The organism is Methanobacterium lacus (assembly GCF_000191585.1).
Taxonomy (GTDB): Archaea; Methanobacteriota; Methanobacteria; order Methanobacteriales; family Methanobacteriaceae; genus Methanobacterium_B; species Methanobacterium_B lacus.
On the sequence record NC_015216.1, the window covers coordinates 1660471 to 1677467 of the forward strand.

General features: G+C 35.5%; 12 protein-coding genes. 7 read left to right on the plus strand and 5 right to left on the minus strand.

The window, feature by feature from the left end; translation table 11 throughout:
• Positions 1 to 42 precede the first annotated feature (42 nt).
• The 4 genes from METBO_RS08040 to METBO_RS13040 all read left to right on the plus strand — a co-directional run bounded on the left by METBO_RS08040 (position 43) and on the right by METBO_RS13040 (position 6439).
• The gene (locus METBO_RS08040) at positions 43 to 270 is read left to right on the plus strand and encodes a hypothetical protein (RefSeq protein WP_013645197.1); all 228 of its coding nucleotides are present in this window, start codon (positions 43 to 45) and stop codon (positions 268 to 270) included.
• Positions 271 to 499: 229 nt separating this feature from the next.
• The gene (locus METBO_RS08045) at positions 500 to 1348 is read left to right on the plus strand and encodes a YbjQ family protein (RefSeq protein WP_013645198.1); all 849 of its coding nucleotides are present in this window, start codon (positions 500 to 502) and stop codon (positions 1346 to 1348) included.
• Positions 1349 to 1605: 257 nt separating this feature from the next.
• Positions 1606 to 2433: an alpha/beta fold hydrolase gene (locus tag METBO_RS08050; protein ID WP_013645199.1), complete on the plus strand. Its 828-nt coding sequence runs from the start codon at positions 1606 to 1608 to the stop codon at positions 2431 to 2433.
• A gap of 265 nt (positions 2434 to 2698) precedes the next feature.
• Positions 2699 to 6439, plus strand: a complete 3741-nt coding sequence (locus METBO_RS13040) for a PAS domain S-box protein (RefSeq protein ID WP_013645200.1) — start codon at positions 2699 to 2701, stop codon at positions 6437 to 6439.
• 96 nt (positions 6440 to 6535) lie between these two features.
• On the opposite strand, the gene METBO_RS13955 is transcribed toward METBO_RS13040, so the two are convergent.
• Complete coding sequence (locus METBO_RS13955; protein ID WP_013645201.1) at positions 6536 to 7348, minus strand: SRPBCC domain-containing protein; 813 nt, start codon at positions 7346 to 7348, stop codon at positions 6536 to 6538.
• A 383-nt stretch (positions 7349 to 7731) separates the two neighbouring features.
• Between METBO_RS13955 and METBO_RS12830 the strand changes: the two genes are divergently transcribed.
• The 3 genes from METBO_RS12830 (at position 7732) to METBO_RS08080 (ending at position 14016) form a co-directional block, all read left to right on the plus strand.
• Entirely contained in the window at positions 7732 to 11082 is a 3351-nt protein-coding gene (locus tag METBO_RS12830; RefSeq protein WP_013645202.1) for a PAS domain S-box protein, read from the plus strand.
• A gap of 320 nt (positions 11083 to 11402) precedes the next feature.
• A complete protein-coding gene (locus METBO_RS13045; protein ID WP_013645203.1) occupies positions 11403 to 13526 on the plus strand; it encodes a PAS domain-containing sensor histidine kinase in 2124 nt (707 codons plus the stop codon).
• A gap of 142 nt (positions 13527 to 13668) precedes the next feature.
• Positions 13669 to 14016 (plus strand): YbjQ family protein, encoded by a 348-nt coding sequence (locus tag METBO_RS08080; protein WP_013645204.1) that lies wholly within the window; start codon positions 13669 to 13671, stop codon positions 14014 to 14016.
• A gap of 166 nt (positions 14017 to 14182) precedes the next feature.
• Here the strand turns inward: METBO_RS08080 and METBO_RS08085 are convergent, their stop codons facing one another.
• From METBO_RS08085 to METBO_RS08095, 4 genes are all read right to left on the minus strand, one after another.
• Complete coding sequence (locus METBO_RS08085) at positions 14183 to 14995, minus strand: DUF4013 domain-containing protein (RefSeq protein WP_013645205.1); 813 nt, start codon at positions 14993 to 14995, stop codon at positions 14183 to 14185.
• A gap of 124 nt (positions 14996 to 15119) precedes the next feature.
• On the minus strand, positions 15120 to 15824 hold the full coding sequence (locus tag METBO_RS08090) for a DUF4013 domain-containing protein (protein ID WP_083804482.1): 705 nt from the start codon (positions 15822 to 15824) through the stop codon (positions 15120 to 15122).
• On the minus strand, positions 15787 to 15951 hold the full coding sequence (locus tag METBO_RS13640; protein ID WP_158304903.1) for a hypothetical protein: 165 nt from the start codon (positions 15949 to 15951) through the stop codon (positions 15787 to 15789). Before METBO_RS13640 ends, METBO_RS08090 begins: the two co-directional genes overlap by 38 nt.
• Positions 15952 to 16279: 328 nt before the next feature.
• On the minus strand, positions 16280 to 16726 hold the full coding sequence (locus tag METBO_RS08095) for a hypothetical protein (protein ID WP_013645206.1): 447 nt from the start codon (positions 16724 to 16726) through the stop codon (positions 16280 to 16282).
• Positions 16727 to 16997: the final 271 nt, after the last annotated feature.

Below are 16997 nucleotides of genomic sequence, written 5' to 3' on the forward strand. Positions count from 1 at the left end.
TGAAATAAATATAGTCTAAGAAACAAATGGGGGATGATTTATATGCCGGAACTAGGACCTATGGGACGTGGGGGAGCAAGAAGAAGAACTAGAAGAAGGATGACATCTTTAAACTCGATGCAAAATGATGATCAGGAAACTGAAACATCTCCACAAACTGAATCTGTTTCAAGTCAAGAAGGAAGTTCTGACAAATTGGTAAAGTTAGCAAAACTCCTGAAGGATAAGGGAGTAATATCTGAAAGTGAATACAACTTGATATTTGATTGATTTTGATTGGAATCAAAAGTATTCTTTTTTTCTATTTTTTTTGTACAAATTTCTTTAACCAATTCCAAAATACGAAAATTTGTAGAATATCATTTAAACCTTGGAAGATAAACTAATTCCATTATGAAAACGGTTAGAACTTCGTTGTGAACCGTAGCATTTATTATAGATAAATGGACTGATTTAATATTAGAAATAATTTAAAAAAAAGTTTTGTTGGGAGATGGCTATGGTGGCTACTGTGAAAAATTTAAAAGAAAAACGCTGGGGATACATAGCAGTACTTGCAGGATTTTTAGTTGGATTCACATCGGCATACTTTTGTATCCTTTGGCACCTGGTGATCTTTGGATTCAACATAATGTACATCATAAGCCCACTAATAGCTGGTGTTGTTGAAACCCTAATTGCACGTCAGAAGTATGGAAAAAGTACTGGTGCAATAAGTGCACTTATAACCTTCATCTTGATCAACATCTACGGCTGGTTTTTACCGGCATCAGTCATTGACCCCACCAAAGAACCTGCAACACTCAGCCTCATAACCATAATAGCCATTATACTCACACTTCAGGCAGCATTCCCCACCCTTGTAAATTACATTCTCATGGTGACAGCTGTGGGTTTTGTGAAAAAAATCATCGGATTTTTACTCTACATTCCAAGAAGGCTCATGGGAAAAGGTGTTAAACCTGAAGAATCAATACAAATTGACACTGCAACACCAGGAGTTGATGAAAAGTTTCTTGACGACCTTCCAATACCTATTTTGTCAATAGCAGCAGATATTAGCAAAATAGAAAAGTACATGGGAATGGTTAGTGGTGAAGCTGTTGCAACTGAAAGGGAATCTGAAGGAACTATAGAAAAGCTCACAAGCATTATTGAACCTGTTGAACTGGGTGATTACGACATGGCTAGCGCCCGTGAAATGGCCATATCAAGAATGTTAGATGAAGCTAAGGCAATTGGAGCAAACAGTGTCATTGAAGTGCTTGTTGAATACGTTTCCATGGGCGGTCTTCAAGGCAGTTCTCTCATTATAACAGCTACAGGAACAGCTGTGAAGTACAAGTAGGTACCATTTTAGCACCATATTCTTTTTTATTTAACCCTAATTTTTTTTTGATTCCATTCAAAAATCTTCTGTTAACTTTTCCAACTTAAAAATTGACATTGAGCTATAATTTTAATTTTCAACTGCAAAAAATACTTAAATGTGTGATGGTTTTAGATGTTATAGGCAGATATAAGCCGAAATTATTATAGGAATCAAAGCCCATAGTAGTAGTGTTGTTAGTTGTTTTATTAAAAAAACTAGGGGGAATTTACTCAATGCAGTACATCGAAGTTGGAAAGGAAAACTCCAAAAAAATCAAACTCCACTACGAGGATCATGGATCGGGAGATCCTGTGTTATTAGTACATGGATGGCCATTGAATGGAGCATCATGGGAAAAACAGGAGTTGGCCTTGTTGAATTCAGGGTATAGAGTAATTACCTACGACAGGAGAGGCTTTGGAGATTCAAGTCAGCCTTTAGAGGGTTACGATTATGATACATTTGCAGCAGATCTTGATAAGGTCATAAAAACCTTAGAACTTGAAGACGTGACACTTGCAGGATTTTCCATGGGTACTGGTGAAGTTACCAGGTACATAGGAACTTATGGAACAGATAACATTAAAAAAGCATGTCTTCTGGCTTCAATTCCACCATTCCTTCTTAAAACTTCGGATAATCCTGATGGAGTTGATGGGGAAGGATTTAACCAAATTAAAGCTGCAATCAAGGGAGATAGACTTGCATTTTTAGCCCAATTTTTAAATGATTTTTACAACATGGATCTACTCGGAGGAAAACTTGTGAGCAAAGAAGTCTTTCAAAACAGTTGGAATGTTGCTTCAAAAGCGTCACCTACAGGTACATACGAATGTGTTGATGCATGGCTAACAGACTTTAGAAAGGATGTTGACGCCATAGATATCCCTACTTTGATCCTCCATGGAGATGCAGACAGAATACTTCCAATAGACGCAACAGCTAGAAAACTTAAAAATTTAATAAAAAACAACAAATATGTAGAAATAGAAAACGGGCCGCACGGCCTCATATGGACACATGCAGAACAAGTTAATCAGGCCATTTTGGACTTTTTATAGGTTGAACCCAAGCTAATAACAAAACCTAGGGATTAAAAGAAAAACTAATTTTCTTTTGGGCTTTTTTCAAACTATTTTTTTTTATTCCCACATCATTTTGTAAAACCAATTGAACAGAATAATTTAATAACTAGCCAAAGTGCAGATCATAAGACATTAATAGCCTAATAAACCTCTTTATTTATTAAAATTGTCCATTAAATTTTTAGAAAAGTTTATTATCGATTCTGTACAAATAAATAATCATAGAGATTGGTGATTTGATTTGGCTGTTAAAACTGATGAAGATTCAAATCTTATACTTTGTAAGGCTCTTTTTAAGAATAGTTTGGATCCTATATTGTTAACTAAAATTGACGGCACCATCTTCTATGCAAATCCTGCAGCTGAAGCTTTATTTGGATACACAAAAGCTGAAATATGCAAACTAGGAAGAAAAGGCATAGTAGATTCCCTAGATAAAAACTTATCCCTCCTTTTACAGCAAAGAATAGATTACGGCAAGGCCAAGGGCGAAGTAACCATGATAAAAAAGGATGGTACCAAATTTCCTGCTGAAATTTCCACAAGCATATTCAGTTATGCTGGAAACAATGACTGCACATTCATGATTGTGAGGGATATCTCTAAACGTAAATTGAACGAAAAGCAGATTGAGTACCATTCCATGTTACTAAGCAGTGTGGACTACGCAGTTGTTGGGGTGGATGAGAACTTCAAGATAAATTATTGGAACAACGGTGCTGAAGATACCTATGGCTACACAGAATCTGAAGCCATTGGAAAAACAACCCACAAACTGCTACGACATAAAAAGTTCCTCTACAAAAATATGGAATTACGTCCTAAAACTACTTTTATAATTGATACCTTCAATAAAAAGATGGAAAAAATTGTTGCAGAAGTGAATTCAACAAAAATAGTTGATAATTCTGGTAACAAGGGTTATCTTATTGTTTATCATGATATAACAGACAAACAGCAGGAAAAAGAGATCAAAAAGAAGTTAAGGGAACATGAACACATCCTCACAGACCAACTTCAAACAACCAACATCGACCTTAAAATCATGACAGAGAAACTCAAGGCAACCAACAAAGAATTGATGCTGCAGCAGGATTATCTTTTAAACCTGAATCAAGAACTGGAAGAAAGGGAAGAGTTAAGCCAGGCTTTAAATCGGGTGAATGCCCATATAAATTCAAAGCACAGCTACGATGAAATAATGGAATTCATACTTGAAGAGGGAGTTAAATCCATAGGTGCAGAGTCATCAGTCATAAATTTACTTGAAAATGATAAATGGGTTGTTAAGTACAGTTACAACTTTCCAGACAGCATAAAAGGACAGGTTAAAACCTATGGAGAATCCCCAACATCTGTGTACGTAGTCAACGAAAGGAAAGCTGTTGCATTTAACGATGCTGTTTCCGACCCACGTGTTGACAGGGAAAGTATGAAAGCAGATGGAATTGCATCTCTACTGGTTGCACCCATCCTGATAAACGATGCTGTTATTGGTGTCATTGCATTTTATCGCCATGAGAGTCAGGTAGTTTTCAGTGAAGCACAGGTAGACTTTGCAGATAAATTAGCATCGTCACTGTCCTATGCAGTGGAAAATTCTAAACTCTTTGAAACCATTAAAAAGAGTGAAAAAAAGTATCACTCACTCTACTCTGCAATGAACGAAGGAGTGGCACTTCACGAACTAGTATACAACTCAAGGGGTGAAGCTGTAGATTACGTTGTCACCGATATTAACAACAGCTATGAAACCTTGGTGGGACTCAGCGAAGAAGAAGTGATTGGAAGGAAAGCTTCAGACATATATGGTATTGGTAAACCTCCCTACTTGGACATATACTCCAGGGTGGCCAGTACAGGAGTGTCTGAAAAATTTAAAACTTACTACGAACCACTCCAGAAACATTTCAGCATATCCGTTATTTCTCCAGATAAAAACAGTTTCGCCACAGTGTTCGAAGATATTTCTTCCAGAATAGAGTACGAGAGAAAATTGCACAAGAGTGAAGAAAAATATCGAAACATCATTAACAACCTCCAAGACGGTTTTATAAGGGTAAATACCGAGAGTAAAATAGTTATGGTAAGCCCATCTGCAGCCATGATGCTTGGTTACAGTTCTTCAAAAACAATGCAAGGTGTGGAAGTTAAAACTCTCTTTTCTGACAGCACACAGTTGTCAGGGATAATTCACCTATTAAACAGAAAGGGTGAAGTTAAAAATTTAGAGAGCACCCTCATCAAATTGGATGGTGGATCGTTTTATGCATCATTAAATTGTCAGTACCATCTCGGAGAACATGGCCAGAAAAAGGGCATAGACATGTTTGTCAAGGACATAACAGAACAAAAACAAACAGAAGCAGATCTAGAAAAAAGCAGGAACAACTTAGCTGAGGCCCAGCGCATAGCACTTATTGGTAGCTGGGAATGGGAGGTTGAAACTGATGAGCTTAGCTGGTCAGACGAACTCTACTCCATTTTCAACCTTGACAAGAAACATTACACCCCTACAATGAAATCATTTTTCAAATATTTACACCCTGAAGACCGTGAATTTGTATCTAAACAGTTTAATACTATTGTTTTAGATGATGAAAAGGTTAAATTTGATTTTAAAGTTGTTTTAAACAATGTTTCAACACGTATTCTAACTGCCCTTGCAGAGGTTACTGATCATGACCTTGCTGGAAACGCCAAAAAGATCATGGGTATTTATCAGGATGTTACAGAAATTAAATTGGCTGAACAGGAAATATTAACTGGAAAAAGTGTGATTGAAGCAATTAATAATGTTTTCCAGGAATCTTTAACAGCAGAGTCTGAAAAGGAAGTTGTTATGAAATGTCTTGAAGTTGCCGAGGATCTAACTGGAAGTGAATTCGGGTTTCTAGGGGAGATCAATAAAAAAGGCCGTTTAGATGACAGGGCACTGAGTCCTCCAGGATGGTCTAAATGTGAAACAGAAAATGCAACTGAACTTTTAAAGGACATGGAAATAGTTAGTTACTGGGGCCGAACTATAAAAGAATCTAGATCCCAATTGGTAAACGATCCAAATTCTGATCCTGATAGTAGGGGATTGCCTGATGGACACCCTCCAATAAATAATTTCCTAGGAGTTCCACTTAAAGAGGGTGCTAAAACAATTGGTATGATTGCACTGGCCAATAAAAAAGGTGGTTACACCCATCAGGATAAAAGAAATATAGAAACCCTTTCAGTGGCATTTGTGGAAGTGCTACTCCGTAAAAAGGCAGAGGTGGAAATAACTAACCACATGAAAAGACTGGCTCAATCCAATAAGGAACTGGAACAATTTGCATACATAACCTCCCACGACCTCAGAGAACCTTTAAGGATGATAACCAGTTTTTTACAGTTACTCCAACGAAGATATGAGGACAAGTTGGATGATGATGCCAATGAATTCATAGAGTTTGCAGTAGCTGGAGCCAAACGTCTTGATAACATGACCAACGACCTCCTGTCCTACTCACGAATTGCAAGTAGTAAAAGACAGATCAAACTCGTGAACTTCGAAGAAGTTCTAAAAGAAACATTGCAGAACTTGAAAGTACCAATAGAAGAAAATAAAGCGGTTATAACCCATGAACCCCTGCCAACAATCAAGGGAGATGCTAAATTAAAGATTCAGCTCTTCCAAAATATCATTGGAAACGCAATTAAGTACAGGAGCGAAAAAACTCCTGAAATTCATATTTCAGCTAAAAAGGAAAATGACCACTACCTATTCAGTATAAAAGATAATGGTATAGGCATGTCAAAGCAACACCTGGATAAAATATTCACCATCTTCCAAAGGCTCCACACACATGAGGAATATGAAGGAACAGGAATTGGCCTTGCAATAGCCCAAAAAATAGTTCATCAACAGGGTGGAACCATATGGGCAAAATCAGAACCTGGAAAAGGCAGCACCTTCTACTTCACAATACCAATCAAACCAACTAATTAATGAATTAAAACAGTTACAGACTAACTAAAAATGTATGCTGTGTAGTGTTAGAATTTATCTAAAAAAAATGATTGGAAAATAAAATTTTCCTTCAAACTACTTCTTTTTTAAGTGGGCCTCGAGCTTGTCCAGAGATTCCTGCCAGCCAGTTTCTGCCATGGCACTGTTATGATGGTCTGGAAAGCCTTGATGTTCGATGGTTAATCTGGTGGCACCATCTTCCTCATTAAAGGTGACTGTTACAGTGAGTTCCATTGGCCAGTCTTCACCCATTCCATAGTGGCTTGCTGGAACAACGTTACCATCTTTGTCTGCAAAGCTGTCTGTTGATACTATTTTTTCTTTGGGTACAATTTCCCTGTAAACACCGGTGCTCCAAACTTCATCTCCCTCTGAAGATTTCATTGAATTTAAATAAGAGCCTCCCACTTGAAGATCCATTTTCACCAAGGGTGCAGTGTAATTTTTCGGTGCCAGCCATTCTTTAACATGTTCAGGTTCTGTCCATGCTTCCCAAACATCCTCAATTTTAGCATTGAAGAGTCTTGAAATGTAGACCATTGTAACCTCAATAATTCCAAACACGTTACCCTCAGTATCTCGAAACAGGCCATTAAAACCCATGCCTGGTATGGGCATTTTATCAGTCAACATCTTCCCACCGTTCGCTTCTATTTTTTTAGCAAATTCCTCGTAAGACTCGACATTAATGGTGTCCCTAACGGTGCTCCCTGTTTCTTTGGGATAGATTGCCCCGTTTATCCCATTTTCTTCTTCAGATCCTGTGGAAACAAGCCAATAATCTCCATGTTCCCATTTTTGAATTTCCCAGCTGAAAACTTGTTCATAAAAATTTATAGCCCTCTTAGGATCTTCTGCAGGTATTTCAAAGTGTATGACTCTTGACATATAAAATTCCAACTCCTTTTAAATTAGTATGCAATTTCAATTTATCCAAATTCATTACACCCACCCTTAAATGATTACACTATGGTTTTATGATCTAATAATTTTTTTTAAACAATCCCTCAATTTATTAAATGAAACCTAATATTAAGGTACAAATCTAAATATATTTATTTCAAGCACCCCTCAAACAACTGTGAAAAAAATTTGAAACTAAATGGATCATAATATTCCTCCTAAATTTAGTGATAGTTCCACAGGGGATGGGTCTTTATTTCAATCGCAGATTTAAATTGATTAAAATCATATTTAACTCCAAAATCTTATGTTAAATTATTTATACATGGTTGATCTAATATGTATAAAAATAAACAATCGGTACCACAATGTCTGATGTTTCAAAAGAATTCCTAATAAATTATAGAACTATTTTTAAATCCAGTCCTGATGCTGTAATAATTACACTGCCCGATGGGACTATATCCTATGCAAATTCAGCTGCAGAGAAATTGTTTGGTTATACTCAAAGGGAGATTTGTGAAATTGGAAGATCCGGAATAGTGGACACCACAGATCCGAATTTAGATTTGATACTCGCAGAAAGGGAAAAAACAGGGAAGTACCAAGGCGAACTCATACATATAAAAAAGGATGGAACCAAATTTACTGCTGAAATATCTGCCAATTCTTTTAAGGATGATAAAGGTGTCAAACGCAACTTAATAACTATTCGGGACATTACTGAACGGAAAATCGATGAAAATAGGATTAAATTTCAAGCACTTCTTTTAAGTAAAGTAAATGATGCAGTTTTTGGGTTGGACATGAATTTTAGGATTGTTTACCTCAATTGGGGTGCTAAGAAAATGTTTAGTTACACACAAGAAGAAGTTCTGGGAAGAAATCCCTACGAACTACTCCAAACAAACATAAATCTTGACATCCCACCCCAAGAACCTGTATTAAATGGAAGAACCAGCACACTTGTTGGAGTCAAAGATAAAAATGGAAAAAATTTGGTTGTTGAACAGAACACAACTAAAATAACTTCAGATTCCACTACCACAACTGGTTACGTGGTCATCTACCATGATATGACAGATTATAAAATGGCAGAGAACATCGCCCAAAATACCTTAAAACGTTTATACAGTATTTTATCAAATATAAGGGCCAGCGTTTTACTTGTGACCAATGATAACAGTATCGAATACTTAAATCCCGCTTTTTGTGATTACTTCCACCTTAATGAACAGCCAGAGGATTTGATTGGAATCTCTGACAAAAACATGATCGAGAAGATCAAAAACAGCTACAGAGATCCTGAAGCAGAGATTGCACGTATAAAAGAAATTACAAGTACAATGAAACCAGTTTCAGGCGAGGAAGTGACTATGAAAACTGGGGAAACCTGTATTAGGGATTTTATTCCCATAACAATGGATGGCAAATCCTATGGAAGGTTGTGGCTTCACCTGGATATCAGCGAACGTAAAAAGGTGGAAGAAAATAAACAGAATCTTCTTGAAAGCAGGGAAAAACTCACTGAAAAGCTTCAAGCCTCCAATCAAGAGCTTGTTTCCCTCACACAAAAACTCCAAATTACCAACCAAATAGTGGAAGCAAATAGAGACGAACTTTTAACAGTGAACCGTGCCCTTAAGGAAAGTGAAGAAAAATTTTCAAAAGCATTTCATGCGAACACAACATCTGTATCCATAAGCGACCTGGATGGGTACTTCTCAGATGTTAATCATAGCTACACCCAACTTACAGGGTACAGCAGATCAGAACTCGTTGGTAACAGATCAGTTGATCTTGGGATCATAAGATTAGAAGATCGTGAAAGATTCCAAAGGGAATTGGTGGACAAAGGTTCTGTAAAAAGCATGAAGCTTGAAATTTATACGAAATCCGGTGATAAACGTATCGTTATCACCGATGCTGAAACCATTGAAGTGGAAGGGGAAATCAAGATCATCACATTTAACTTCGATATGACAGAACGTATCCAGATAATGAAGGAAAAAGAAAAGTTATTGAAGTATGTTCAACGAAAGAAAGGGGAGTTATCAACCCTTATAGAAAATATTGTGGATGAAGTATGGTTTTGTGATGCTCAAGGCAATATTATACTTGCAAATGCTTCAGCAAGAAATTTCCAAGCAAAACTCGATGCAAATGATCCTGATGTCCTCGATGAAGTAATTTCTGCCGTGGATACATACAGTTCAGATGGATCAATACGTTTAAAAAGTGGTTCGCCATTGTACAGGGCTTTGAAAGGCGAAGTTTTAGAAGATTTTGAGGAAGATGTGGTTGTACCAAAAACTGGGGAAAAACTAAACCGCCATGTGACATCTGCACCCATCAAAGATGATAAAGGCGTGATAACTGGGGCAGTTGCAGTTGTGCGTGACACAACCAAACGAAAAGAAACTGAAGACAGATTAATTAACACCTTAAAAGAACGTAATCAGTTGAACAGAATACTTGTAGCCCTTAGAAAAAGTAGTTTTGCCATGATGCATGCTGTGGATGAAGACTTCTACTTAAACGAAGTATGTAGGATAATAATTGAAGAATGCGGACATTCAATGGTGTGGATAGGTTACACAGATGAAGAAACTAAGAAGGTTGTTCCTGTTGCCTACTCAGGTTTTGAAGAGGACTACCTTAAAAATCTGAACTTCACATGGGACGACACCAAGTATGGAAATGGACCTACAGGCAAAGCCATAAGAACAGGCAAACCATGCATGTGCGAAGACATGCTCGTGGATCCAAAATTTAAACCCTGGAGAAAGGAAGCTTTAAAACGTGGTTATGCTTCTTCAATTGTGTTTCCGTTGATATACAACAAGACTGTCTTTGGTGCCCTCACCATTTACTCCCCTGAAACCAACCCATTTTCAGAGGAAGAAAAAAAATTACTCCAAGAACTTGCCAATGATATCTCATTTGGAATAACCACCTTAAGACTTCAAAGGGCACATAAGAAAGCAGAAACTGCATTGAGAAACAGTTTAATGGATCTCAAACGTTCAAATGCCGAACTTGAACAGTTTGCATACATTACTTCCCACGACCTCAGAGAACCACTTCGAATGATCACCAGTTTTTTACAGCTTTTAGAGAGAAGATATAAGAATGAGCTCGACAGTGATGCCCATGAATTCATTGATTACGCAGTGAATGGTGCCAAAAGGTTGGACACCATGATCAACGATATTTTAATATATTCTAGGGTGGCCAAGAAAAAACGGGCTTTGGAACGAGTGGATATGAACACCGTACTCAAAAAAACATGCATAAATTTGAAGACCGCAATCGATGAAAACAACGCCAGAATAATTTACAATCATCTTCCCACTGTAATGGCAGATGAAAATCTAATGGTTCAACTTTTCCAGAATCTCATAGGTAATTCTATTAAATATAAGGGTGAATCTGAACCTGAAATCCGTATTACATCGTTAAAAAAAGGTTCAGAATGGCTGTTCTGTGTTAAAGATAATGGAATTGGTATTTCAGAGGAGTATCTTGAGAAAATATTTGTTGTGTTCCAGAGGTTACACACGGATCAAGAGTATGAAGGAACAGGTATTGGTCTGGCCATAGCCCAAAAAATTGTACATCAACATGGTGGAATCATATGGGTCAAATCCAAACTCGGAGATGGTGCAAAATTCTGCTTCACCCTACCAACAGAACCTGAACACACCCAATTAATCTAAAACTTGTATTTGTTTTTAAATGAGGTATCCCAAACCAACCCCCCAAGAATCTTCCAAGTTATTCACTATCAAAATTCTGCAATATAAAAATTCTCTACTATAACTGTCAAATTTAATTTTAAACCGGCTGTTTTCCTTTTTTAATACTTTTAAACTCTGATTAAGTTTAGAAAGTTAAATTTTCATTTATTATTGGAACTTTTAATTTAAAAGTTTAGCTATTTATAACTATCGATAGTTTAATTATCCACCACACCAATATTATTGTAATATAAGATCATTTGCTGTAGCCCAGCTGTGATTTTTGTGGGAGTGATTTTTTGACAGTTTCAAGTAAAACTAATGGGACAGTTGATTGTTTGGAATTTGAACAGGTTTTTAATGCCTTGTCTGGATGCAAATTAATACTTAAAACTGATACTCCAAATTTCACCACTGTTGGTGTGACTGATGCTTATCTTGAAAGAACCAGAATAGTGAAAAGAGATATTATCGGAAAAAGCTTTTTTGAAATTTTGAAAAGAAATTCTAAACCTAATGAGGTAAAAAAACTTAGATCATCCCTTTTAAAATGTGTCAATAATGGGGCTGAAACCAAGGTTAAGATCATCAGTAACGACTCCGAATGTTCACTGAGTAATGGTACAGGTATGATGCGCTGTAGTAACGTTCCTGTTGTTGTGGATGGAAATGTCAAATATATCATTCACGAAGTAAGAAACCTGGAAAGTCCCAAGAAAAATGAAAATATCGATTTAAAAGGATCCCACAGCTTAAAATTATTGGATGATCTAGAAAAAATTGATAGTTTTGATGCTTTGAAATCCTACGATGAGAGGTTTAAAAGATTGTATGAATCTGGTTTGTTTTATGAATCAGGGCTTTTCGGTGTCATATATTGGAACATGGATCATAAAATTGTTGATGCAAACGACAAGTTCCTGGAGATGGTGGGCTACACAAGAAAAGATCTTGAGGATGGAAACTTAAACTGGTTTGAAATGACACCTGCAGAGTACAGGTACACCGATGAAAATTCCATAAAGGAACTCAGATCCTTTGGAGCCAATCAAACTCCATTTGAAAAGGTTTACACAAGAAAGGACGGTACACAGATGCCCATAATCATAGCCTGTGCCATGCTTGATGAAGCCTGTTACAATGGAGTGGCCCTCATTTTAGACATTACCAAAAGAAAAGATATGGAGAAGGCCCTCAAAAAAAGTGAAATGGAATACAAACATCTGGTGAACTGTGCACCCACAGCAATATTTGAAATAGACTTTGAAGGTCCGAGCTTTAAAAATGTGAATGAAGCATTCTGCAACCTTTTAAGCTGTTCAAAAAAGGATATTCTGAGCAAAAATCCACTGGATATTTTAGACAAGAAAAGCCGGGCTGACTTCAAAGAAAAGATATCACTGGCTAAAGCTGGGGAAAAGATCGATGAAGATATCGAGTATCAATTTGTTGATAGTAAAGGCAGGTTAATTTGGGTTCTTTTGAACATTAAATTGATCTACAGTGCAGATAAGCTTGACGGAGCACTTCTTGTTGGGCACAATATTACAGAGAGGAAACAGGTGGAAAATCTCAAGCAAAAACTCTTTGATCAAGAAAAGAAGCTTACTGAAAAGCTTCAGGCCTCCAATGAAATGTTGATATCCACCACAAACAAGCTTCAGCTGACCAATGAAGAGTTGGTTACTGCACAGACCAATCTGAAAAACCTTGTAAATCAATTGATGATCTCCAACAAGGAACTGGAACAGTTTGCATACGTTGCAAGCCACGATCTTCAAGAACCACTGAGGATGGTTTCAAGTTTTACCCAACTTTTAGAGAGACGTTACAAGGGTAAATTAGATGATAATGCCGATGAATATATTGATTTTATTGTTGAAGGTGCGCAGAGGATGAAAAACTTGATCGATGACTTGTTATCCTACTCCAGATTAAACAACAGAACAGCGAAGTTTCAGTGGATTGATTTGAATGATTGTTTAAATGTGGTTCAGTTGGACCTTAAATCCTCAATCAACGAATCAAACGCCACAATCCAATATGATAATCTGCCTGAAATAAAGGGAGATCCCATGCAAATTAAACAGCTTTTACAAAATTTAATTGGAAATGCCATTAAGTTTCAGGGTCAGGACCATGTAAAAATCAATATTACCTGCCAAAAATTTGATGATCACTGGTTAATAACTGTAGGTGACAATGGAATAGGTATCGACCCCAAGTATCATGACCAGATATTTGACATCTTCAAAAGACTGCACACAAGAAAAGAATATGAAGGCACTGGTATGGGTTTATCCATCTGTAAAAGAATTATAGAAAGACACAACGGTAACATATGGGTGGAATCAGAACTTGGAAAGGGTGCAACCTTCTGCTTCACAATTTCAGAAAATGCAGATGAACTCCTGAAACCATGACACCCAGGACATCTAAAAGAAAAAAAGTAAACCAACTAAAATTTATACTAAATACAACTTAAAATTTGAATATAAGGTGTGATTGGAAATTTATTTGAATCCATATGAAAGTAATGAGAATTAATGAAAAGTAGATGGGGGTATCAATATTCGAATTTTTACTACTTCAACGGTTCTAGGGGAAAATGTCACTAAACACATGGGGCTGGTAACAGGAGAATCTCTCATAGGTGCAAACCTGTACAAGGATATGTTGGGAGAGGTTAAGGGTGTAGTTAAAAAAAAGCAATCCCAATATGAGGTGCAGCTAGGTGAAGCCAGAAAAATTGCCATCGACAGTATGATGGAAAAGGCTGAAAAGCTCGGTGCAAACGCAATCATAGGTACTCGTGTTGAATACAACAACCTAGGCGGCTCCATGGGAAACACCATAATGGTAACAGTCACAGGAACTGCGGTACAGGTAACAGCCACAGAAAACTCATCCTAAACCCCAAAGCCCGTGAAAATCCCTAAAAAAGTTTTTTTTCAAAAAGTTTTATTTATAGAAATTTCTCACAAAAATCTTAAAAATAATAAGAAATTCCTTTTATTTTATTTACGTTTTTTATATGTGAAATTTGTTTTACTACAGATTCATAAATTCTATTTCTGAACTATTTTTTAAGCCATAATAATGCTAATGATCGATAGAGGTACATGTAGAGATAGGAAATTACAATTAAGGACATTAATATGGTTATAATTAATGGTCCTAGAGCGTTTCCAGCGCTTGGAATGATTAGATGTGATATCTCTTTAATTATAATTCCAGATATAAATAATATTATTAAATATATGAATTCAGTCAACACGTACCATACTATCAGGTTTTTCCATCCTACACTGGAAAGTTTGTTCGTTATTTGGCGAAATTTGAAGGCTGCACTGAGTTTGCCGTTGTTGTTTGCCATATTCGCAATCGAAATCATGAACATGATGAGAATTATGTTTATAAACAAAAATAAAATAAAAAACTCCATCAAATGCAATATTCCAACAGTAGTAAAAAAAGACATTTTAATGGGAGATTTGAAAATTAATTGTAAAATTGCTACAAATGGACCTTTTAAAACTAAATATATAAGAACAAAAGGGATTAAATAAACAATCGTAACTATAGACAGTTTAAAACCATCTTTTAACATACTCATCCAAGAGTTAAACTTTGGAAGTTCAACCATACCATTTAAAGAAGATTTTAAGATCCTAAACTGATAACCTCTTTCTATAAATATACTTAAAAGTCCAATTATGGTTAAAACAACTATACTTACAGAAGCACTACTATCAAAAAACAGGTAAACAGTCCCTATCAATTCATTGATACTTAAAGTGGCAATTACTCCAAAAATTCCTAGAACTAGAATTTTCTTCCAATCAGAAAACGGATACCTCAAAGCATCTTTAGTAATTTCCCCAATACTCATCTCTTCTACCCCAAAATTTAATTATGTAACCCAATAATTTGAATTACATTAATTCTTCTATTTAAACATGACAACATAAAATCCATTTACGAAATATGTAGTGTTTCAACTTTTATCGTTCATCTTAACTTGAAGCATGAACTGATTCTTTATCGGATATGTACAACAATGCCAATAGCCTATAAATGAACATTGAAAGATAAGGGGCTATTATTAGATTAATTGGGAGATATGTAACATCTGTTCCGAGTACAATTGCAACATACGAAATTAGAAATATTGGAATTACTGCCGCCATATAAAATGCTATAAGTTTTTTTAACCCTAATTTTGTGATCCTACTGAATATTTCCCTAAATCTGAAGGCTGAAATGAGTTTAGAGTTATTATCTACCATATTTGCGATTGCAACATAGGATACAGGTATGATTATGAATAAATACAACGTCAACAAAACGATGATCCATTCTTTAGCAAAAACATAGCTGATAAATACCCATAAGAAAGATGTAAACTGGGATATTGGAGCTGGATAGACAATAACTTCAAAAGAACCTGATATTAATGTAAATAAAACGAGGGGAATTAAATAAACAATAAATACAACGTAAATTTTAATACCTTCTTCAAACATTTCCATCCAATTTTTAAATTGAGGAAGATCTGAAGCACCATTTAAGGATGTTTGAATGATTCTGAAATAGTAGCCAAATATAAAAAATAGTATTAAAAGTCCAATTAAATTAAAAAGAATACCAGCGGTCCCAAAAAAAATATCCCCTGCTATAAAATTACCTAAACCAGTTATATTTAAAAATACTGTGAATATCGTAGGTCACTGCATAACCCAACATATTTGAAGTATAAATTAGTAGTAAAATTCCTAAAATTAGAATCTTCTTCCAATCAGAAAACGGATATCTTAAAGCATCTTCGAAAATTGATTTCATAGTCATAAATGTTGAACTCTCCCTTGAATGATATAAATATTCATATGGAAAGGAAGCATTTAAACTAAGCAGTTCAAGTAAAATAAAAATGTGATTAAAACTTAGAAATTCAAAACCTGAAGATATAAAGCCTGAAAAAAAATCGACTGGTTGAATCCAAGCCTATGGTAAGTTTAAACCAATGAAACAGCTAAAGAGGACGGAAAAAAGAAACAACTCAACTCTAAAGTAAGTCCAAAAGGCGTAGTGAAGAAAGGATCTCTGTCGCAGAATTTGAAGGTTAGACACATACAGAAGGAATAAAGTAGAAGAAAAAATAAATTCTACTTTCTTTTTATCTACTGTATGTGTAGTATACTGTAAATCTGTCAAATCCCATATATTTTTTAGGAGTGAACACATTTTTACAAGTGTAATATGTATTAGAATAAAGTTTACCGCTAGGATAACCTCTAGATCTAATAGTTATCTTCTTGATTTTAACATGACTATTTAAAGGTGTAATTTTAACCCTATAACCATAAACAGGAGCTTTCTCAGATCTTCCAGTCATAGGATTTATTCCAGTCACATAACCATTGACATAACTCGTACCTTTTGTAATTTTAAAATAACTATTCTGATAAGAATATCCAAAAATTTCCCAAGCATAAACAGATGTTTGTTTATTTACAGTTGTTTTCACAAATGTTTTAGAATCAGCGGCTGAAGCTGTTCCTAATACTAAACTAATTCCCAAAATTAAAGTTAAAACAAATATTATGTTTTTATTAATTTTCATATAATTCCCCCCGATAACTTATTACTCCTTATTTAATTTCTTAAGCTCTCTTAATATTAATTCGTTGTGTTTAATCAAAATTTTATCTGATCCATCAAAGCCTTAAAACCAGCACTAATCATCTGTTTGGTAGAATTAAAAGACCATAACATACCAACACGAATCCACTTTGTACCCACTTAATATTTTAAAGCTCAATGCGTTATTATTCATACATTTAAATAATTGGATCTATAATATTTTTATCATAACTTCTTTTAATTTATCAAAA